The sequence below is a fragment of the Paenibacillus sp. Y930 genome, from assembly GCF_056786375.1.
Genome location: NZ_JBXCIX010000001.1, coordinates 68,333 through 89,078 on the forward strand (window position 1 = coordinate 68,333; position 20,746 = coordinate 89,078).

Annotated in this window: 21 protein-coding genes and 1 pseudogene; 19 read left to right on the forward strand and 3 right to left on the reverse strand. The window is 40.0% G+C overall.

Going from position 1 to position 20,746, the window contains the following annotated elements:
• Window positions 1-14: 14 nt before the first annotated feature.
• From AC1TO5_RS00405 to nadE, 9 genes are all read left to right on the forward strand, one after another.
• Window positions 15-800, forward strand: a complete 786-nt coding sequence (locus tag AC1TO5_RS00405) for an STM4013/SEN3800 family hydrolase (RefSeq protein WP_482061785.1) — start codon at window positions 15-17, stop codon at window positions 798-800.
• An 87-nt stretch (window positions 801-887) separates the two neighbouring features.
• Window positions 888-2,264 carry an STM4012 family radical SAM protein gene (locus AC1TO5_RS00410; protein WP_482060816.1) on the forward strand — a complete coding sequence of 459 codons (1,377 nt, stop codon included), beginning with the start codon at window positions 888-890 and terminating at the stop codon, window positions 2,262-2,264.
• Entirely contained in the window at window positions 2,261-3,109 is an 849-nt protein-coding gene (locus AC1TO5_RS00415; protein WP_482060817.1) for an STM4011 family radical SAM protein, read from the forward strand. The genes AC1TO5_RS00410 and AC1TO5_RS00415 overlap by 4 nt, the downstream gene beginning before the upstream one ends.
• Before the next feature lie 14 nt (window positions 3,110-3,123).
• Window positions 3,124-3,651, forward strand: coding sequence for an adenylyl-sulfate kinase (gene cysC / locus AC1TO5_RS00420; RefSeq protein WP_482060818.1), 528 nt, complete (start codon window positions 3,124-3,126; stop codon window positions 3,649-3,651).
• A 199-nt stretch (window positions 3,652-3,850) separates the two neighbouring features.
• Window positions 3,851-4,633 carry an NUDIX hydrolase gene (locus AC1TO5_RS00425; protein ID WP_482060819.1) on the forward strand — a complete coding sequence of 261 codons (783 nt, stop codon included), beginning with the start codon at window positions 3,851-3,853 and terminating at the stop codon, window positions 4,631-4,633.
• Window positions 4,634-4,709: 76 nt separating this feature from the next.
• On the forward strand, window positions 4,710-5,258 hold the full coding sequence (locus tag AC1TO5_RS00430; RefSeq protein WP_482060820.1) for a cysteine hydrolase family protein: 549 nt from the start codon (window positions 4,710-4,712) through the stop codon (window positions 5,256-5,258).
• A 32-nt stretch (window positions 5,259-5,290) separates the two neighbouring features.
• Window positions 5,291-6,745, forward strand: a complete 1,455-nt coding sequence (locus AC1TO5_RS00435; protein ID WP_482060821.1) for a nicotinate phosphoribosyltransferase — start codon at window positions 5,291-5,293, stop codon at window positions 6,743-6,745.
• 8 nt (window positions 6,746-6,753) lie between these two features.
• The gene (locus AC1TO5_RS00440) at window positions 6,754-7,125 is read left to right on the forward strand and encodes a nicotinate-nicotinamide nucleotide adenylyltransferase (protein ID WP_482060822.1); all 372 of its coding nucleotides are present in this window, start codon (window positions 6,754-6,756) and stop codon (window positions 7,123-7,125) included.
• A gap of 32 nt (window positions 7,126-7,157) precedes the next feature.
• Window positions 7,158-7,976: an ammonia-dependent NAD(+) synthetase gene (gene nadE, locus AC1TO5_RS00445; RefSeq protein ID WP_482060823.1), complete on the forward strand. Its 819-nt coding sequence runs from the start codon at window positions 7,158-7,160 to the stop codon at window positions 7,974-7,976.
• A gap of 32 nt (window positions 7,977-8,008) precedes the next feature.
• Here the strand turns inward: nadE and AC1TO5_RS00450 are convergent.
• Window positions 8,009-8,242 (reverse strand): annotated as a pseudogene (locus AC1TO5_RS00450) (catalase); the annotation flags it as partial.
• Window positions 8,243-8,425: 183 nt separating this feature from the next.
• Here AC1TO5_RS00450 and AC1TO5_RS00455 point away from each other — a divergent pair.
• The 3 genes from AC1TO5_RS00455 to AC1TO5_RS00465 all read left to right on the forward strand — a co-directional run bounded on the left by AC1TO5_RS00455 (window position 8,426) and on the right by AC1TO5_RS00465 (window position 11,972).
• A complete protein-coding gene (locus AC1TO5_RS00455; protein ID WP_482060824.1) occupies window positions 8,426-9,739 on the forward strand; it encodes a Spo0B domain-containing protein in 1,314 nt (437 codons plus the stop codon).
• 167 nt (window positions 9,740-9,906) lie between these two features.
• Window positions 9,907-10,395: a hypothetical protein gene (locus AC1TO5_RS00460; RefSeq protein ID WP_482060825.1), complete on the forward strand. Its 489-nt coding sequence runs from the start codon at window positions 9,907-9,909 to the stop codon at window positions 10,393-10,395.
• A gap of 332 nt (window positions 10,396-10,727) precedes the next feature.
• Entirely contained in the window at window positions 10,728-11,972 is a 1,245-nt protein-coding gene (locus tag AC1TO5_RS00465; protein WP_482061786.1) for an MFS transporter, read from the forward strand.
• Between the two features lie 133 nt (window positions 11,973-12,105).
• Here AC1TO5_RS00465 and AC1TO5_RS00470 read toward each other — a convergent pair whose 3' ends face one another.
• Both AC1TO5_RS00470 and AC1TO5_RS00475 read right to left on the reverse strand, forming a co-directional pair.
• Complete coding sequence (locus AC1TO5_RS00470; RefSeq protein ID WP_482060826.1) at window positions 12,106-12,342, reverse strand: hypothetical protein; 237 nt, start codon at window positions 12,340-12,342, stop codon at window positions 12,106-12,108.
• A gap of 246 nt (window positions 12,343-12,588) precedes the next feature.
• Window positions 12,589-13,782, reverse strand: coding sequence for an MFS transporter (locus AC1TO5_RS00475; RefSeq protein WP_482060827.1), 1,194 nt, complete (start codon window positions 13,780-13,782; stop codon window positions 12,589-12,591).
• Window positions 13,783-14,056: 274 nt separating this feature from the next.
• Here AC1TO5_RS00475 and AC1TO5_RS00480 point away from each other — a divergent pair, with 274 nt between their 5' ends.
• The 7 genes from AC1TO5_RS00480 (at window position 14,057) to ectB (ending at window position 20,733) form a co-directional block, all read left to right on the forward strand.
• Window positions 14,057-15,400 (forward strand): FAD-binding oxidoreductase, encoded by a 1,344-nt coding sequence (locus tag AC1TO5_RS00480; protein ID WP_482060828.1) that lies wholly within the window; start codon window positions 14,057-14,059, stop codon window positions 15,398-15,400.
• A gap of 450 nt (window positions 15,401-15,850) precedes the next feature.
• Complete coding sequence (gene ehuB, locus AC1TO5_RS00485) at window positions 15,851-16,744, forward strand: ectoine/hydroxyectoine ABC transporter substrate-binding protein EhuB (RefSeq protein WP_482060829.1); 894 nt, start codon at window positions 15,851-15,853, stop codon at window positions 16,742-16,744.
• Window positions 16,744-17,403: an ectoine/hydroxyectoine ABC transporter permease subunit EhuC gene (gene ehuC / locus AC1TO5_RS00490; protein ID WP_482060830.1), complete on the forward strand. Its 660-nt coding sequence runs from the start codon at window positions 16,744-16,746 to the stop codon at window positions 17,401-17,403. The genes ehuB and ehuC overlap by 1 nt, the downstream gene beginning before the upstream one ends.
• Window positions 17,403-18,077 (forward strand): ectoine/hydroxyectoine ABC transporter permease subunit EhuD, encoded by a 675-nt coding sequence (gene ehuD, locus AC1TO5_RS00495; protein WP_482060831.1) that lies wholly within the window; start codon window positions 17,403-17,405, stop codon window positions 18,075-18,077. Before ehuC ends, ehuD begins: the two co-directional genes overlap by 1 nt.
• Window positions 18,074-18,916 (forward strand): ectoine/hydroxyectoine ABC transporter ATP-binding protein EhuA, encoded by an 843-nt coding sequence (gene ehuA / locus AC1TO5_RS00500; RefSeq protein WP_482060832.1) that lies wholly within the window; start codon window positions 18,074-18,076, stop codon window positions 18,914-18,916. Before ehuD ends, ehuA begins: the two co-directional genes overlap by 4 nt.
• Window positions 18,913-19,437, forward strand: a complete 525-nt coding sequence (gene ectA, locus AC1TO5_RS00505) for a diaminobutyrate acetyltransferase (protein ID WP_482060833.1) — start codon at window positions 18,913-18,915, stop codon at window positions 19,435-19,437. Before ehuA ends, ectA begins: the two co-directional genes overlap by 4 nt.
• A gap of 6 nt (window positions 19,438-19,443) precedes the next feature.
• Entirely contained in the window at window positions 19,444-20,733 is a 1,290-nt protein-coding gene (gene ectB / locus AC1TO5_RS00510; protein ID WP_482060834.1) for a diaminobutyrate--2-oxoglutarate transaminase, read from the forward strand.
• Window positions 20,734-20,746 lie beyond the last annotated feature (13 nt).

The window sequence follows — 20,746 nt, forward strand, 5'->3', positions numbered from 1 at the left end:
AGGGGAACACTATGTTGTTTAATATGAATGAAATTGTCGGAACTCATGACATTCTCATGATTACACTAGATACGCTGCGCTATGATGTCGCTGTAATGGAGGAAGAAAACTGCCCGAATTTATGCGGTGACGGACATTGGGAATTGCGGCACACGCCAGGTAGCTTCACTTATGCGGCACATCATGCTTTCTTTGGTGGATTTCTGCCGACGCCCGCTACAACAAACAAGTCAGAGCATGTTCGATTATTTCACTCGAAAAACACGGGATTCAAGACACATCCGTATACATGGCAATTTGATACAACAGATATAGTCTCTGGTCTTCAGGCTGAGGGCTACCGTACCATTTGTATTGGCGGAGTGATCTTTTTCACGAAAAAAGTTCCGCTGGCAAAAGTGCTTCCTAGCTATTTTCAGGAAAGCTATTGGAGAATGACCTTTGGTGTGACAAATCCACGCTCTACAGAGCATCAGGTAAACCATGCACTCAAGCTGCTGCAAAATGCAGATAAGTCGGAACGCCTCTTTCTGTTTATGAATGTCTCAGCGATTCATGGACCGAATCATTATTTCGTACCAGGAGCAAAGAAAGACTCAGTAGAGACGCAGCGTGCGGCACTTCGCTATGTAGACGGCGAGCTTGGACGATTGTTTGAGGCTTTCAGGGAACGGGAAAGACCCGTATTTTGTATGGTGTTCTCTGATCATGGCACCGCCTTCGGTGAAGATGGCTACGACGGACACCGCCTTGCACACGAGGTCGTATGGAATGTGCCTTATCGCGAATTTATTTTGTAAGATGCAGTGTATGCTTTCGATGTGACTTTTTTGTTTATCGTAAGGCGTATTCAATGATGTAGCAAAAAAGTTTAGGAGGAAATGATTATGAGTTATACGGTGGACAGTAATTATTTGGACATCATTCAAAATCCGGATAGTATGCGTAGTTGGAAGGACAGCCTAGCATCAGATCCTTACCGATCTTATCTGTACTCATATCCGCACAAAACTTCCTATCGAAAATTGGAGACGAAGCTGCCGCTTTCCGAGCTGTGGAGCAAGGAATTGGCAGACACATTCTTTTTATATATGCATATCCCATTTTGTGGGGCTCGCTGCGGATTTTGTAATTTATTTACATTGCCTGACAAGAGAGCTGATGTACATACCGAATATGTCGATGCTTTGGAAAGACAAGCCCAGCAGTGGGCTCCATTCATTCAGAATAAGCCGATTGCTAGATTTGCTATCGGAGGTGGAACGCCGACTTTACTTGCACCTGCTCAGCTTGATCGGTTATTTCAAATTGCGCACAATGTAATGGGTATGGATCCAGTCCAAGCTTCAATCTCGGTAGAGACCTCTCCCGAAACGATTAACTCCGAGCGGCTAGATATTTTAAAAAGCAGGCAAGTAGATCGGATTAGCATGGGGATTCAAAGCTTCATAGAAGCGGAAGCGGAAGCGATCTTCCGTCCGCAAAAACCGCAGGAAGTTGAGAGAGCGCTGAAACAGCTTAAGCAGTACCAATTTCCGATCCTTAATTTGGATTTAATTTATGGACTTCCCGGTCAAACTCTTGAATCATGGATATATTCGCTAGATAAGGCACTTTCTTATGAGCCAGAGGAGATATTTATTTATCCGCTATATACTCGTGAGCACACGATTGTAAAACCAGAGCAAATAAGGCAAAGTGGTGAGGATCAGAGACTAAAGCTTTATAGTGCAGCGCAGGAACGGTTGTTTGCCAATGGGTATACTCAGTATTCTATGCGTAGATTTGCCAAGGCGGAAGCCGGTTCGGAGAAACCATTGCTTCCTTATGGCTGTCACGATGAAGGCATGATCGGACTCGGCTGCGGCGCACGCTCTTATACTAACTCCGTCCATTATTCCTCACGCTACAGCGTAGGGCGTGCAGCTACAGCAAGCATCATTGCCGACTATGTAGCTACAACTGATTACACATTTGCAGATTACGGCATTGTGCTGAGTAAGGACGATCAGCAGCGCCGCTTTATTCTAAAATCGTTGCTGCATACGGAAGGATTGTCACTAGGTAGCTATGTGGAGCGGTTCGCAACGTCAGCTCTCGTCGACTATCCCGAGCTGAATCTACTGCTGCATACGGAGCTTGCTGTTATCGAAGATGAGGTGCTGCGCCTGACGAAAGAAGGGCTGATGTATTCGGATGCTGTTGGAGATTGGTTCATTTCTCCAGAGATACGGGCTCATATGGAAAGCTGTGTGATCTCATGAAGACAACGATCTATTTTCGCGGCAGCTTAAGCTCATGCAATTACGATTGCCCATACTGTCCTTTCAGCAAAAACACGGATAGCCTAGAGACATTGGCTAAAGATCAGCTGCAGGTGCGGAATTTTGTCGATTGGGTAAAGAATCAAGCGGACCAGCTGTCCGTGTTTTTTAATCCTTATGGTGAAGGACTTACGCATCGTTGGTATAGGGAAGCCTTGGTTGAGCTATCCCATATGCCACATGTAATTAAAGTAGCTATACAAACTAATTTATCCGTTAAGCTCGATTGGACAAGCGATTTAAATCCAGTGACGGCTGCCTTCTGGGCAACCTACCATCCTGGGCAGACGAAGGAAGAGCGATTTTTAGAGCAATGCGGCAAGCTCTATGCTCAAAAAATTCCGCTTAGTGTAGGCTGTGTCGGTGTCAAAAGTGCGTTCAACTCCATTGCTTCCCTCAGGAAGGCATTACCTGAAGATATTTATATGTGGGTGAACTCTTTCAAAGATAAACCGAATTACTATTCTGACGAGGATATAGAGTTTTTGACCAAAATGGACCCCCATTTTGTCCTTAATGCTAAAGATTATGACAGTATGGGTAAGCCATGTCGTGCTGGGCAAAATGTGTTTTATGTCCAAGGTGACGGCCGTGTTAAGCGCTGCTATAAGGATCGTCAAGTAATTGGAAACCTGTATAAGGATGGGCTGGAAGGAATTTCTCAAGAACGCCCATGCCGTATGAAGCAATGTGATTGTTATATCGGCTACATCCATATGGAGGAGCTGCAGTTAGAGCCTATTTATGGAGATCGCTTACTTGAACGAATCGCATTTATTCAGTAAAGGGGAACAGCATATTGAGTACATTGAGCGGAACCGCAATATGGTTAACAGGACTTCCAAGCTCCGGGAAAACGACAACAGCATTAGCACTGACAACTGCTCTTCGGGAAAGTGGAGTTAAGGTCGAATGCTTGGATGGCGATGAGCTTAGACGTGAAATAGGACGAGAGCTTGGGTTCAGTAAAGAAGATCGGCTGGAAAACATTCGCCGTGCTGTCTATATAAGCAATCTCTTGAACCGCAATGGTGTTACGACGGTCATCTCTATGATTGCGCCTTATTTGGAAATGCGAGACTATGCGCGAGCAGAACTGGAGTCATATATCGAAGTATATGTACATTGTCCATTGGAGGAATGTGTACGTAGAGATGTAAAAGGCTTATATGCAAAAGCGATAACAGGTGAGATCGCAGCATTTACTGGTATTTCTGATAACTATGAGACACCAGTACATCCAGAAATCACAATAAACACGCATATGAACAGTTTGGAGTCAAATGTGCGCCAGATTTTGGACTTTTTAACGACTTATTCTGTATAAACAGAACAAGTCGTTAAAAAACAGCAAGGTAGTAAATTAAGAGTTGACAAAAGATGAAAAGAATAGTTTAATTAGTTCAAGGATATTAATTAACAGTTTGTTAATTGTAAATATATAAGTTTAAGCGTATGCTTTCGATGCTACTTTTTATGACAAGCAGCATTTCGAGAAGTACACAAAAAGTTTTAGGAGGGTAGATATGAGCAGCAAGCAAAATAAAGCCGCACTTGAGCAATACAGTGTTAAAGATTATCGCACGCCTGATGGATATACAGCAGATATTGCGGTATTTACAATCGTTCCAATTGAGCAAAAGCCATTTTCTCCACCTATTATGGATTTGCAAATGATGCTAATTCAGCGCAGTATGCAGAACTCTGAAGGCAAACCGAATATCGAAGCAGGTAAATGGGCGATCGCAGGAGGATTTATCGATGAGTCAGAAACGAGTTATATGGCTGCACATCGAGAGCTGGAAGAAGAGACTGGTGTAAAGGATCTCCATATCGAGCATTTCAGTGTGTATGATAAGCCAGGACGTGATCCACGTGGTTGGATTATAAGTAATGCATTTTATGCAATTGTTCCCCATCATAAGCTTTCGAATCGAAAAGCAGGGGATGATGCTTCCGATGTTCGGATGTTTTCGGCGAAGGAAGTTCTTTCGTTGGATTTAGCCTTTGACCACAAGCAAATTATTCAAGATTCTATTGCTGTCATCTCGCAGAAGCTGCTACAAACGACAACGGCAAAAGAGTTTTTACCGGCAGAATTTACGTATTCTGAATTACAGGCAGTACTTGCAACGGTAACGGACGATCCAGTGATTATGTCTAATCCATCCTTTATTCGTAAGATGAAGCAACTTCCGTTCATTGAAGCGATAGAGGGCAAAACAGTTACACGGACTTCCAAAAGAAAGACACAATTGTACCGCTTTAAGGAAGTACCTATTAATTATTCGATTTACCACATGAGCTAATCAGGTGGTACTTTCTTTCAAATTAAATAGTTAACAGTTCAATAATTATAAATTATATTAATAAGAGGTGTTTACGATGAATAGAGCGTTATTGAATATTGATTATACGAATGATTTTGTTGCTACAAATGGGACTTTAAATTGTGGAGAAGCAGGTCAAAGCATCGAAGCCGCGGTTCTCACTATAACGAAGACATTTATCGAAAACGGTGAAGATATTATTTTTGCTATCGACGTACACGATGAAGGAGATGCTTACCACCCTGAAACGAAATTATTTCCACCGCATAACCTGCGGAATACGAATGGAAGATTGCTCTATGGACAATTGCAGGAGGTATATGAAGAAAGTCGAGACGAACCCAATGTACATTGGCTAGATAAGACGCGTTACAGTGCCTTTGCAGGAACAACTCTCGATATAATGCTTCGTGCGAGAGGAATTGAAGAGGTTTACTTAGTTGGAGTATGTACCGATATTTGTATTCTGCACACTGCTGTAGATCTGTACAATCTTGGTTATCGCATCGTTATTGTGAAGGATGCAGTCGCTTCATTTAATCAAGTGGGTCATGAATGGGCGTTAGCACATTTCCAGCATACATTAGGCGCAAAGATAATTTAATACAAGTTACGAGGGCAAAAGGAGCGATTATAATGAGATACAACATGCAGGACGATAGTTTAACACTTCACACTGATCGATACCAAATTAATATGGCAGAGGTGTACTGGAGAGAGAATGAACACCAAAAACGAGCGATTTTCGAAGTGTATTTCCGCAAGCTACCATTTGACAATGGTTATGCAGTTTTTGCTGGACTTGAGCGGGTTGTTCACTATTTACAAGACTTCAAATTTAGCGAAACGGATCTTCAATACTTGCGTGAAGAGGGCTATCAAGATGATTTCCTTACGTTTTTGGAAACGATTCGTTTTACTGGGAAGCTGCGAAGTGTTCATGAAGGTGAAGTAGTATTTGCCAATGAACCGTTAATGGTTATTGACGCGCCATTGGTGGAAGCTCAATTGATCGAAACAGCGATTCTCAATATTGTAAATTATCAAACATTGATCGCAACGAAGGCTAGTCGATTGAAAAATATAATAGGTAATCAAACTGCAATGGAGTTTGGTACACGTCGTGCACAAGAAATGGATGCAGCGATATGGGGAACTCGTGCAGCCTACCTTGCGGGCTTTGATGCAACTTCTAATGTAAGAGCGGGAAAGCTATTTGGTATTCCAATTGCTGGAACTCATGCTCATTCAATGGTTCAAGTGTACCGTGATGAATATATTGCGTTCAAGAAATATGCTCAGACGCATCGAGATTGCGTTTTCCTAGTAGATACGTACGATACACTCAAATCAGGTGTTCCTACTGCAATTAAAGTAGCCAATGAAATGAAGGAAAACATCAATTTTGTAGGTATTCGCTTAGATAGTGGAGACTTAGCATATTTATCCAAAGAAGCACGTAAAATGCTTGATGACGCAGGTTATAAGCAAACTAAGATTTACGCGTCTAATGATCTAGATGAAGTGACAATACTTTCTCTTAAGCGTGAAGGGGCTTGTATTGATGTGTGGGGAATTGGTACTAAGCTTATAACAGCTTATACGCAGCCTGCACTCGGAGCAGTTTATAAGCTTGTACAAATTGAAGACGATGGACAAATGATCGATACGATTAAAATTAGTAGCAATCCCGATAAGATTTCTAATCCTGGTAATAAGCAAATGTGGAGAATAATTAATAAGGAAACAGGCATCGCAGAGGGCGATTATATTACATTGCACAATGAAGATTTACCGCAGGATCAGATCCGATTAGTTCATCCACTGCATAGCCATATGATGAAAACGATCAAGAACTTTGAAGCCATTCAGCTGCAGGTAGATGTAATGGTTAAAGGACTATTAGTGTATGATCTTCCTACTCTAGACCATAATAGGAAATATGCAAAAGAGAGTCTAGCACTTTTCTGGGAGGAATATCGCCGTTTACTCAATCCACCTATCTATCCAGTAACGTTAAGCGATGCTTGCTGGAACAACAAACGACAGCTCATAGAAAGAGCATTAGATCAAGCACGTGAGGAGAGATAAGATGAAGATTGGAATCTACGGTTCTTCCTTTGATCCAGTTAGCTTTAGCGGGAAATGATAAATTTGAAGTTGATGATTACGAATTTCAGCAACTAGGCTGGGAGATAGCAACCTACCAAACACTTCGTCACTTTACAACGAAATATGCTGACGATGACATTTATTTCATCATGGGCGCAGATTTACTCGTTGATATTGGTCGCTCGCCAATATTGCGTCAGGTTGATGATGGTCAAACCTTTCATCTTGTTGATAAGGGCCTCACCATGGAGATTAGCTCAACGTATGTGCGGGAGGAATTTAAGCTAGGCGGTGAAGCGCGTTATCTTATTCCTGAAAGTGTGTACGCCTACTTGAAGAAACACCAATTGTACAGATAAAGGAGATTATATAGATAGGGGAGAGAAAAGATTTGAAAACTAAAGAAGAAATTATTACGGATCTCCATGTCAGTCCAACTATTGATATACAAGCTGAAATTCAAAAGCGCGTTAATTTCTTAGTAGAGTACAGTGTGAAAACAAACACAAATGGATTCGTGCTAGGCATTAGCGGAGGGGCAGATTCAACACTCGCCGGAAAGCTCGCACAGCTTGCCATAGATCAAATGAACGAGCGTGGTGATAACAAAAAGTTTATCGCTGTTCGCCTGCCTTATGGGGGACAAAAGGATGAAGAGGACGCCCAAAGAGCACTTGCCTTTATCAAGCCGACGGAAAATGTGACGTTCAATATTGCGGCTGGGGTAGATGAACTTACGGAAACCTATGAGCAGAGTGTAGGGAACGCTATTTCAGATTTTCATAAAGGTAATATAAAGGCACGGGTTAGAATGCTTACGCAATACGCCATTGCAGGAGAAAAAAACATGCTAGTCATTGGCTCAGATCATGCTGCCGAGGCTGTCACAGGATTTTTCACGAAATACGGAGACGGCGGTGCAGATATCTTGCCTTTGAGCGGCTTAGTTAAATCGCAAGTAAGAATGCTTCTACAAGCATTAGGTGCAGAAAAGATTGTTTATGAAAAGCCAGCTACAGCAGATTTGTTAGACGATAAGCCACAACAACTAGATGAATCTGAACTTGGAATAAGTTATGACATAATTGATCAATTCCTTACCAATCAGCCGATTTCTGAAACCACCGATCACCAAATTCGTGAGCGTTACATGACAACAGCTCACAAAAGAGAGCTACCTGTAACGATATTCGATACGTGGTGGAAGTAGAAGGGGTTCCCTTAGGTGCAGCACTCTCAAAGTTAGAGACTACAATCTAACTTTGGGAGTGTTTTTATTATCATGTAATTACAATTATCCTTGTTGAAGCATTTGAATTTGGTTAGCAACTCGTTCTGACCTCGAATGTGACGAAAACTCTTAACTGTACCGTAATCTGAATAAAGCCACACAAGAAAGTTTGTTGCTTCTGGTGCTCTGGCAATAAAGCTCCAGAACCGTTCTGGGTCTATTAAATTATTGACAGGGGATGGAAGGATGACTCATTATGACAATATAGAGTTCGAATTATAATAATCATGCAACTATATAAATTTTCTAATAAGCTAATAAAATATTATCTTATTCGGTTTTCCTAAATTATGTATACATTTTTTTCTCAACTATCTATATAATAAAATAGCAAACACATAATATATCAACGGAATAGGAACTGAACATTGAAACTTAGAATAAAGTATCCCACTAAAAGAATTATTATTTTTATGCTTATCTCCATTGTTATATTGAGCATTCTGACAGGTTCAAAATTACTTATTTCATACTATTCAACCGAAAATTCAGCGCGAATTACTTTGGCAAAACATTACATTAAAATCGCAAATAATATTGCAGATGAATTAGATAAAAAAGCTTATGAACAGTTTTTAGAAAATCCGCACGAAGACGATCTAAATCGAGTACAAATAAAACAGTATTTGGAACTGTATCACAAGAAAATAAATTCACTTTTTACTTACATTTTATTATTAGATGAAAGTAATATATCAAAAGTGATGATAGCAGCAATTCCAGATGGTATAGCTGAAATACCAATTGGAGCAGTATGTACTGTTCCTGAATTTCAGATTATACAAGCCAAGAACGGGCAGGAGTACTTCACAAAAATACTAGATGGTGAACATAACACTTCATATTTCTCGGTTGGTGTTCCATTTTATGACGATCATGGCGAAATTTTAGGTGTTGTTGGCATTGATATAGACGCCAAGGAGCTAGAGCAAGTCAGCCATCAAGTAGTAATAAATAATAAAATTACTTTCTTCATTGATATATTATTTGCTATCGTACTGATCATCGCTGTGTACCTATTACATAAATGGTATAAACACAAATTACAACAGGATCAAAGAGAAATTGAAAAAATGTATATATCCGAGCTAGGTAAAATAGTAGGTACGCTAAAATCAAGCCGACACGATCTCATGAATCATATTCAAGTTCTTAATGGACTGATTTATTTGAAACAATATGAAAAAGCTGGAGAGTATCTAAAACAGCTTACTGTTGACTCAAAAGCATTAGATGTATCCCTTCGGATTCAAAATCCAGCATTGATGGTCATATTGCAAAGCAAATGGGAACTGGCTCAATCCAAAGATATACATATTCAATTGGAAGTAGACCAAAGTAATTTCAGTCGAATTGAATCTATGGATGTTGTCAAAATCCTCTCCAATCTATTAGATAATGCCATTGAAGCTGTTGAAGTATATACAGGTACGGAACCCAAGATAATAAGCGTTATTTGTAAGACGATTGGTGAAAAGTATATATTCACTGTCGAAAATCCTACTCTGCTTTCCAGCAAGGAGTATAAGAGCCTATTTCAAAATGGATATACTTCAAAAGTGAATAATGATGGGTTAAGAGGAAATGGCTTAGGTATAATAAGAAGAGTAACGATGAAGTATCAAGGGGATATCTTTATTCATTATGAGCAAGAAAAACTTACTATCCAAATTACAATGTAGTTTAAACAGAAACTATTTGAGCAATGGACACATTCCTTAGTGGTGTGTCCATTTTTATTGATTTATACTGAACGTTTGTTCTATAATAATTATATCTTGTTATTACTGTCTATCCGTAATATTCAGATTAGAAAAACATATTCGATTGGATACTTGGAGGATGGGTTTTGTATCCGCAGCAATTGATGAGTTCGATGAAAGCACCATATTTCTTGGCACTAATTGTATTACTTGTTCTTGGGTTTGCTCTTTCAAACTTTGAAACAGTCTTCGGACTATTTTTGGATGTTGGGCATAATTCTGGCCCGAAAGATATCGTACTGATTATGACAGTCGGGGCAATTGCGGGAATAAGTATTCTTGCTATTCTGCTAGTCAATAGCTTCTGGTTACTACTAATAGTTACTATTGTTATATTCGCAGCATGTGATCTTTTACGACCTGCAGCAGGAACATTCTTGTCCAAATTAGCGGGTGAAGACCAGGGTTATGTAGCCGGACTTAATTCTGCGTATACTAGCCTTGGTACAATTTTGGGCGCCAGCTTAGCAGGAATGTTGTATGACGTTTTTTTGTTCGAGTTGTTTGTTGCTGCTTCTTATTCATCATATCACTCCAAAACTTTGCTCACGAACTGTCCGTATCCATTACACTAGTGTTAATTATACATGAAGCAACATCATTTTGCGAAAGAGAGTTGTGCACAATCGATGTAAAGAGATAGAGAAGAGAGAAATACTTATTCAGCAATTTTTCGTAAATTGAAGACGGCAGAAATGTCGTCTTTTTGTCGTTCACTGGTTGTGAAGTGTTTGAAATTATTCGGCTACAAAGATTGACTTTAACCATGTAGATAAGCTGTTATAATGAAGTTAGAACGTAAATGGTAAGAGCTTAATTGTATCTAGAAAGGTGGTTCTAAGTGATGACGCAGGAACCCGAGCGTACAATAAATAGTAGTAATCGTATTTCCCTCGATACCGCAGATATGCAACGGAAGCTATATAAAAGATCGTTACTCATAATAGTCCTTTCACAAATTTTTGGAGGAGCGGGATTAGCTGCCGGGGTTACGGTAGGTGCATTACTTGTTCAGGATATGTTGGGGTCGGAAAGCTATGCAGGTATACCAACCGCATTACTTACCTTTGGCTCTGCTGTGGCTTCTTTGCTAGTGGGACGACTTTCACAACGGCATGGGCGACGGTTCGGGCTTGCCGGTGGATTTTTAGTAGGTGGCCTTGGAGCGATCGGTGTCGTAATCGCAGCGCAATTGAATAGTATAATGCTATTGTTCGTATCGCTGCTTATCTATGGAGCAGGAACGGCAGCGAACTTGCAAGCGCGATATGCAGGAACAGATTTGGCAATGCCTAACCAGCGCGCCAAAGCGATTAGTATTGCGATGGTATCGACTACATTCGGAGCAGTTGCTGGTCCAAATACGGTTGAAGTTACGGGGCGATTTGCCACGGTAATTGGTTTTCCAGCACTTACTGGTCCGTTTCTTTTAGCTGCTTCGGCATTCATCTTGGCAGGTTTGATTTTATTGATTTTTCTCCGTCCCGATCCATTGCTTGTAGCAAGAGAACTAGCAAAGAAAACTGCACAGCGTGCGCCGGCATTCGACAATAAAAAAATGCATAATAACAACAGAGGACTCGTTGTAGGAGCAACAGTAATGGTATTGACACAAATCGTCATGGTCGCGATTATGACGATGACGCCGATACATATGAAACATCATGGTCATAGTCTAGGAGACATAGGACTAGTTATCGGCATCCATATAGGTTCGATGTATTTACCCTCACTTATAACAGGAATTTTAGTAGACAAGATTGGTCGTATTACCATGTCAATTGCTTCAGGAGTAGTTCTATTTTTTGCAGGTATTGTAGCTGCAATGGCTCCTCCAGATTCGATAATGGTACTGATTGTTGCACTTTCATTGCTGGGAATTGGTTGGAATTTCGGCTTAATTAGCGGTACCGCAATCATTGTAGATGCAACTGATCCAACAACCCGTGCCAAAACTCAGGGAACTATTGATGTGTTAATTGCATTAGCTGGGGCAGCAGGTGGAGCTCTATCCGGTATGGTTGTAGCACACTCAAGTTTTGCAACCCTTTCATTTGTTGGAGGTGGACTTGCACTGCTTCTTATTCCAGTAGTTATATGGTCACTAAGTAAACGGAATGTACCCGAATCACAAAATATTCCTTTTAACTAAGTGGTACGTATAATTTATATTAGCTAGTCCAAGTCATGTACATACTTGAAAGGTGGAGATGGTATGCATTAATATAGCTTCTTTCACTCAAGCTAGCGAACCTCATTCAGTTCCACAATCATTGGTAACTTAGCTACAACAAATCATTAGCAAACCTTTTATCACCATCGTAATTAAACCCTTTAGACAATGGTCTGTAGTAACCGATCGACTCAAACTGCGATTCCACCAAATTCCACAATTGACTTTTTACAATATTGCTCCAGGTATTTACATAGAAGATCACATTAATGAACGATTTAATCCACCACCAGTATTTGACACGAAATAACTTGTTGTACGGCGTTAGTAGCAATAGCAATCCTGCCATAAGTCCGTGCTCAGCAGTAACATTAATGATAAATTCTAAAGAGAGTGATATCGATTCAAATGACGATGAATGAAGGACCAAATAAATGGTGAACTAGTCATATCGAATGTAGACGGCATTAGTGCCGTCTTTTTGTCGTCCATACATATACTCTCTTAGTGTCCAACTTCGTTCGTGAATGAAATTATAACAAAAGGGTCATCCTGTTACATTAGAGGTAGTATTGTAAAGGTGGTTCGTTCAGGATCATTTTTCCTTATTAGCTATAAATGTTACCCTTTTCTTGCTCCCAATTAGATACAATAACAAAATAACAATCATAAAAACGGAAGAATAACTAAAAGTCATGCCGTACCCAACACTCTTTGCTAAAATTCCAAGTCCTACTGATCCAATGGCCAGACCAAAATCTATAAAAATAAGAAGCATAGAATTGACTGTTGCTTTTTTCTCGGGTTCAACAAGAGTTAATGCCCAAGCTTGGATAATTGGATGAATTATGGCAAAAGCTATTCCGAATAATACCCCTGATAACAAAACCAGCCCCATACTAGAAGAGAACCCTAATATGATCAAACCTCCAGCCCCTGAAATAGAACCTGGAATAATAAGGATTCTGTGACCGAATTTATCAAAAATTTTACCGGAGAAAGCCCGAATTGATACCATTGCAATCCCTTGCGCGATGAAAAACTGTGAAATACTACCACCAACATTGATCTCTTTACCAAACGCCCCCATAAAGTTAACAATTCCTGCAATTGCCATATAATTGAACGATACCAAAATACATGGGAGAAGGACACGCTTATCGAACATGTACTTATAGAAAGGTTCTTTAGTTGACTCCTGTGGTCTTTCTGCTTCTTTTTTAACCGTATTTTTCGTAAAAAAACTACACACAAATGAAAAAAACATAAGACTCAGTGTTAACATCATCATCGACCGGAATGAATATTTTGTAAGATAAGAAATAGCTATTAGTGGTCCCAAAGTTGTCCCAACGCTTGTAGACATTGCGAAAAAAACAATGCCTTCACCTAACCTAGATTTAGGAACAATATTACTTGATATCGTAAAGACTAAACTCGTAAGCATACAAAATCCAATACCTTGTAATGCTCTAATAAATATTAAAAATCCGACGGAATTGTTTAAAAAAGTAAGTCCGATTGTGCCCAAAAAATAAAGGAGGGAAATAATAAGGAGTAATTTCATATTAACTTTTTGGATAATTATACTTGCAAAGAAGCGCGTAATTAATGAGGCTAACATTAAGGTCGTCGTCATGATTCCTGCAATCGCAGGATTATCGCTAATGGTCGATACAAAAATTGGGAAACCTGCTGTAATCATATAAAAAGAAGAGAACATTACTAAAGACAATAATATAATAATTAAATATTGGTTTGTCCATAGTTTAACTTTTCCTTTATCCATGCTAAATAAGACCGCCTTTCAAGGCTATATCTAAAATTAGTGATGATTTATGCGTGAAATCTTTTCAAAATCATCACTAATTTATATTTACCATTTTATTTAAAAAATATGTAGATTTTTTAAATAAAAGAAATTAATTATAAAAATTTAGAAGGACCTGTAAGTTCAAATATATTTTACGCCCATACTCTATACAAGCATTCCTCATAGAATGTGATACATGTGTATTTTAATAATATGCAAATTGGTCATTTACTCATGAGGAGATGAATGTGTGAATTCGAAACTTAGACTTACTGGTCGAGTAATATTTAAAGGAGAACGCGGTTATGAAGCTGCACGTAGAAACTGGGATCCACATACGGACCGATATCCGAAAGTATTTGTATTTGCTAAATGTACTAAAGATGTAGTAAATGCTATAAGGTGGGCACGAAAAAATAGTGTTCCTATTCGACCAAGAAGTGGAAGACATGCTCTGGAAAGCAATCTTTCACAGGTTGACGGCGGACTAGTCATCGATGTAAGTCAAATGAAGAGCATAAAATTAAATAAAAAGCATGGAACTGCTGTTGTAGAAACAGGAAATAATGTGGGAGAAATCGTTTATACGTTAGCCAAACGAGGCTATATGGCACCTTTTGGAGACAGCCCTTCAGTAGGAATCGGTGGCATTACACTCGGGGGCGGAATTGGTCCGGTTCAGCGGACAACAGGACTCATTAGTGATAATCTACTAGAAGTCGAAATGGTTGATGCCAAAGGCAGAGTCATTCATGCTAGCAGAAAAAGAAACAACGATCTTCTATGGGCATCTCGTGGAGGCGGCGGCGGTAACTTCGGCGTTTATACGAAATACAAGTTTAAAGTACGACGAGCTCCAGAGAAAGCAACCGTATTTCAGATCACTTGGCCATGGAATCAATTTGAAAAGGTACTCAGAGTCTGGCAAAAATGGGCTCCGTCCGTTAATAACAAATTAGGTAGTGAACTGTCCATCGGTCCTAAAGTTGGCGGCAATGTTACGATGTTAGGGCTATACCTTGGGTCAAAAAGGGAAGCACTTCGTCTATTAGAGCCTATAATAAAGATCGGAACCCCTACACAAAAGATTGTTCGCTTACTACCTTATACCAAAGTGTTAGATTTTATGTTAGCTCCTGATCCAGTGCTTACTCAAAGATTCAGCAACCAGTTCTCAAGTGGTTTTGGTCGACGTCCATTTACTAAAAAGGCTATAAAAGCGATGCGTGAGTTTTTAGAAAAGGCGGAAGGGAATACTACTGCTGGTTTCTACTTCCTCAATTGGGGGGGTGCAGTGAGTCGCGTATCACCTACCGCTACTGCATTCTACTGGCGAAAAGCGAAATTTTATGTGGAGTGGAATAGCTCATGGACTAAGCAATCGAATGCTGCTAAAAATATAGCATTAGTTCGACAAACACGTCGAAAACTTCAACCCTATATCGTAGGTTCCTATATTAATGTGCCAGACCAAGGAATTAAAAATGCTGGACCGGTTTATTATGGGAAGAATTATGCTAGATTGCGTAAAGTAAAAGCGAAATATGATCCGAACAATGTATTTAACAACCCTCAAAGTATTCCACCTGCTTAAGTAAAACCTTTTCAAATTAATAGACCGGCACAATCACTATATAGTGATTGTGCCGGTCTATTAATTTATAGTCATATTCTTTTTATGATGTTCTTGTTGTATGCCTTAGTAATTCCACTATACAAACCGGAGCAGTATCAGCTCATCTTTTTGTCGTTTCTCGGCGAAAAATGGCAAAATACCCTCATTTAACACCATTTTATTAATAAAAATTAATGTTTTCTTTTATTTTCTTTCATTTGCTTAATAGGAAGCGATTTATCTGATTTTTCAATAGGGGAGCATAAGGGAGGAATTGGCAGGAAAAAGCTGGAAGGGGCAGGTCAACTTTCCTCATCCTTGCTTAGGGCAGGTGAGCCGCTGAGAGCGTCTATTATCGGGGGTGAGCTTAATTGGATAACTATGTTACGCTTATAACCGTGTTAATCAAATCGAAGGGAGTACGAGGAAATGAGAAAGTATATTCACGCTGGACTTTGCCTGATGTTATTTTGCTTGTTACTAATTGGATGTGGCAACAATGAGGAGACTGAATCCGATCAGACAAAAAGCACGAATTCTGAAACGACATTAGCCAAAGCTCAACGAGAGGGGTCCATAACGGTTGGATTTGCCAACGAGAGACCTTATGCGTATTCAACACCTGATGGAACAATAACAGGGGAAGCAGTTGAAATTGCTCGCACAATCTTATCTAATCTTGGTATTGAACAAATGGACGGTGTTCTAACAGAATTTGGATCACTTATACCAGGCTTGAATGCTGATCGATTTGATCTAATCACTGCAGGAATGTTCATTACAAAAGAACGCGCTGAACAGGTTGCCTTTGCTAACCCAGAATATAGTATCGGAGAAGCTATTGCAGTATTAGCGGGCAACCCGTTGGACCTGCATAGCTATGAAGATATTAAAGCGAATCCTAATGCAAAAGTAGCTGTTATGGTCGGTGCAATTGAAGTGGGTTATCTTGAAAGTGTAGGGGTCGAGGAATCTCAAATTGTAAAGGTACCAGATCAGCCTTCTGCTATTTCTGCGTTGCAATCAGGACGTGTTGATGCGATCACGATGACAGGTCCTTCACTACAGGCGATGCTGGAGTCCGCAAAGGATGATGAGATAGAAAGAGTTATGGACTTCGAACAGCCCGTCATCGATGGAGAAAGTGTTAGGGGCTATGGGGCAGCTGTTTTCAGACATGAAGATGACGATTTTAGAGAAGCCTTTAACTTAGAATTGAAAAAACTACAAGATTCAGGACAATTACTTGAAATTTTGCAATCATTCGGGTTCACAGAGCAAGAGCTTCCAGGTGACATAACGACGGAAGAGTTGTTAAAGTAATGGATTTTTTATCACTTGATTTATTACCGACCTTGTTCAAGGGATTTAAAATAACACTTCTCTTAACGGTGTACAGTATTGCAGTCGCGCTGTTCATCGCTTTGATTACAGGACTTGCCCGATTATCACCTTTTCGAGTAATACGAATTCTCGCTACCGTTTATGTTGAGATATTTCGAGGGACATCGCTTCTAGTACAGCTCGTCTGGATGTACTTTGCCTTACCAGTACTGCTAGACATTCATTTGTCAGCGATGAGTGCTGCTGTCATCGCGTTAGGGCTAAATTATGGAGCATATGGATCTGAAGTAGTTAGAAGTTCCATACTCGCTGTACCCAAAGGGCAAATTGAAGCGTCAATTGCGCTAAACTTAACGCCTTTTCAGCGCATGAGAAGAATAATTTTGCCTCAAGCATGGGTAATGATGCTACCTGGATTTGGAAATCTACAAATTGAATTATTAAAAGGGACTTCGCTTGCTTATTTGATTACATTAATGGATTTAACTTATCAGGGTATGATGCTGCGATCGTATGATATGTCGCAGACAACAGCGATATTTATCTGGCTTCTCATCCTTTACTTTGTAACGTCTTATCTGTTAACGCTCATTATTCGTTTTGCGGAACGCAGAGCCGTTGTAGGGAGGGGATTATAATGTGGGACTGGGAGTATACATGGTCAATTCTACCAAAGCTACTAGAAGCCATCCCCATTACTTTAGCGATTACTTTTGCTGGATTTATTATTGCTTGTCTGCTAGGATTACCTATCGCTCTAGCAAAACGATCCAAAAGTAAATGGATCACATTACCCGTTGGAGGCTTAACTGCATTTATTCGCAATACACCACTCATTATACAATTATTCGTATTGGTTTTCGTATTGCCAAAGGCTTTTGGAATAACGTTATCACCAATTGTAGCAGGTATTGTTGGACTGGGTATTCACTACAGTACCTATCTAGCAGAAGTGTATCGATCTGGCATTGAATCTGTTCCAAAAGGACAATGGGAAGCAGCCAAAGCTCTGAATTTTAGTAAAAAGACTACATGGCTCAGAATTGTGTTTCCGCAATCTATTCCGCCAACTATTCCTGTGATGGGAAATTATCTGATCATCATGTTCAAGGAAATACCAACGATGTCAGCGATTACGGTAGTAGAACTACTAATGACAGCAAAAGAACTCGGCTCTCAATCTTTCAATTATCTTGAGCCACTAACGCTAGTAGGTGTTATATTTTTAGCACTTAGTTATCCCTCTTCCCTTCTAGTCAGAGGCGTGGAGCGTCATATGAAACAAAAGGAAAGGAGTGGATTGGCTAAATGAGTCAGAATATTCCGTTAACTATAAGTGAACCAATTGTTAAATATCGAAGGGTAACAAAGTCATTCGGAGACCATACCGTCCTTAAAGAATTGGATTTAGATATTCTTCCAGGCGAGGTCATTGCTCTTATCGGCCCAAGTGGTTCTGGAAAAACGACAATAGCACGACTGTTAATGACGTTAGAAAAGCCTTCATCAGGCACGATTGAGGTCAATGGTGAAATGCTTTGGCATGAAGAGAAACATGGGAAATTGGTTTCAGCAAATGAAAAGCACTTACATCGAGTGCGAAGTAGTATTGGGATGGTCTTTCAACATTTCAACTTGTTCCCACATATGACGATACTGCGCAATGTTATGGAAGGACTTATTCAAGTTCATAAGATTCCTAAGGAGAAGGCTGAGCATCAAGCATTGGAAATGTTGAGTCGTGTAGGTTTGCAAGATCATATTCTGCATTTTCCTGTGCAGTTGTCAGGAGGACAAAAGCAGAGGGTTGCTATAGCAAGAGCGCTTGTTATGCAGCCACAAATTATGTTATTTGATGAAGTGACCTCGGCACTTGATCCTGAGTTAGTAGAAGAAGTGCTGGATGTAATAAAAGGTATAGCCGCGGAAGGAAACATGGCAATGATGCTTATTACTCATGAAATGGATTTTGCGAAGGATATAGCCGATCGCGTACTTTTCACCGATGGAGGTATCATTGTTGAGCAAGGGACACCCCAGCAAATATTTGAAGATCCTCAAAGTCCACGCCTTCAAGCATTTTTGACTCGATTCCTGAAAGGACGCACGGACATCGGCATGAATGATCAAGTTGCAGCGGGTGCCAAATGAAAGATACCTCTATCGTTACAGCTCTAGACATTCGTTCGCCTAACAGCTTAGATGGTGCAAAAATATGGGCATTGGTTAAAGACAGCAGAAAGCTAGACTTGAATTCATCGTATTTTTACGTAGCTATGAGTCATTGGTTCTCAGATAGCTGCAAGGTTGCATTTGATACAGAGAACAGTCAGTTAATTGGCGCAGTGATTGGATTTCGATTACCGTCGAATAAGGATACGCTCTTCATCTGGCAAATAGCTGTTGATGAACAATACAGAGGACAAAGCATTGCAATGAGATTATTAGAGGAAGTCGCTGCTAGCTCAGAAATCCGTTATGTAGAAGCAACCATTGCTCCTAGCAATCTTTCTTCTCAACGTTTATTCGACAAATGGTCTGCAACACATAAGACAAATATGATTGTATCGGACGGATTCGGGTTGAATTGTTTCCCTAATCAGCAGCATGAACAAGAAAATCTCTATCGGATCGGACCGTTAGATTGGAACAAAACGATCAAAGGAGAATGAATATATATGAATACAATGGATGAGTTACAGGTTTTCAAACAGTTAGAGTCGGATGTTAGAAGCTACAGTCGTTCTTTTCCCACTAAATTTCACAAAGCTTCAGGTTATCGATTATGGAATACTGAAGGTAAGTCTTATATTGATTTCTTTGCAGGGGCAGGAGCCTTGAATTACGGACATAATCATCCGACTATGAAGACTAAACTCATTGATTATCTTGTGAACGATGGAATTATTCACAGTTTAGATATGGCTACAGAGGCCAAAGAAAGATTCTTGACAAAGTTCCATGAAGTCATTCTCAAGCCTAGAAATATGGATTATAAGATTATGTTTCCTGGACCTACTGGAACGAATGCCGTTGAAAGCGCATTGAAGCTTGTCCGTAAGGCAACTGGACGTCAAACTGTGATGAGCTTTACAAATGCATTTCACGGTATGACTTTAGGGTCACTTGCTGTTACAGGCAATAAATTCAAAAGAAGTGGTGCTGGTGTCCCTTTACACCATGCCATATCAATGCCATTTGACGGGTACATGGGTAAGGATGTCAATACATTAGATTACATTGAAAACTTTTTGAAAGACAGCGGTAGCGGGATATCTCTTCCTGCAGCAGTAATTGTTGAGACCCTTCAAGGAGAAGGTGGAATAAATGTCGCTAGCACAGAGTGGTTAAACGGATTAGGGGAAGTGTGTAAACGATATAAAATGCTACTTATTGTCGACGATGTACAGATGGGCTGTGGAAGAACTGGACCATTTTTCAGCTTTGAACGAAGTGATCTGACACCAGACATCATATGCTTGTCTAAATCAATTGGTGGGTATGGACTACCGATGGCACTTACGTTAATAAAGCCAGAGCTCGATCTGTTTAGCCCAGGAGAGCATAATGGAACGTTCCGTGGCAATAATGCTGCTTTTATAACAGCTACAGAAGCACTCAATTATTGGGAGAATAATCGTTTTACTGAAGAAATCGAGAAAAAGTCTGTTATTGTACATCATGCACTTGAGGAGATTGTTCATCGATTCCCAAAATTAGAAGGGGAACGAAGAGGAATTGGCTTAATGCAAGGAATTGCTTTTGCACCTGGTATTGCCGAAAAAATATCGATGTTAGCTTTCCAACAAGGACTAATTATGGAAACTTCGGGAACTGATAGTGAAGTTATTAAATTAATGCCTCCACTTACGATCGATTTGGAAGGCTTGAATAAAGGACTCCAACTATTAAATGAATGTATAGATGATGTAGCAGCAGAATTAAAGACACCAGTAGCCCAATTGTAGAGGAGTGAATGTA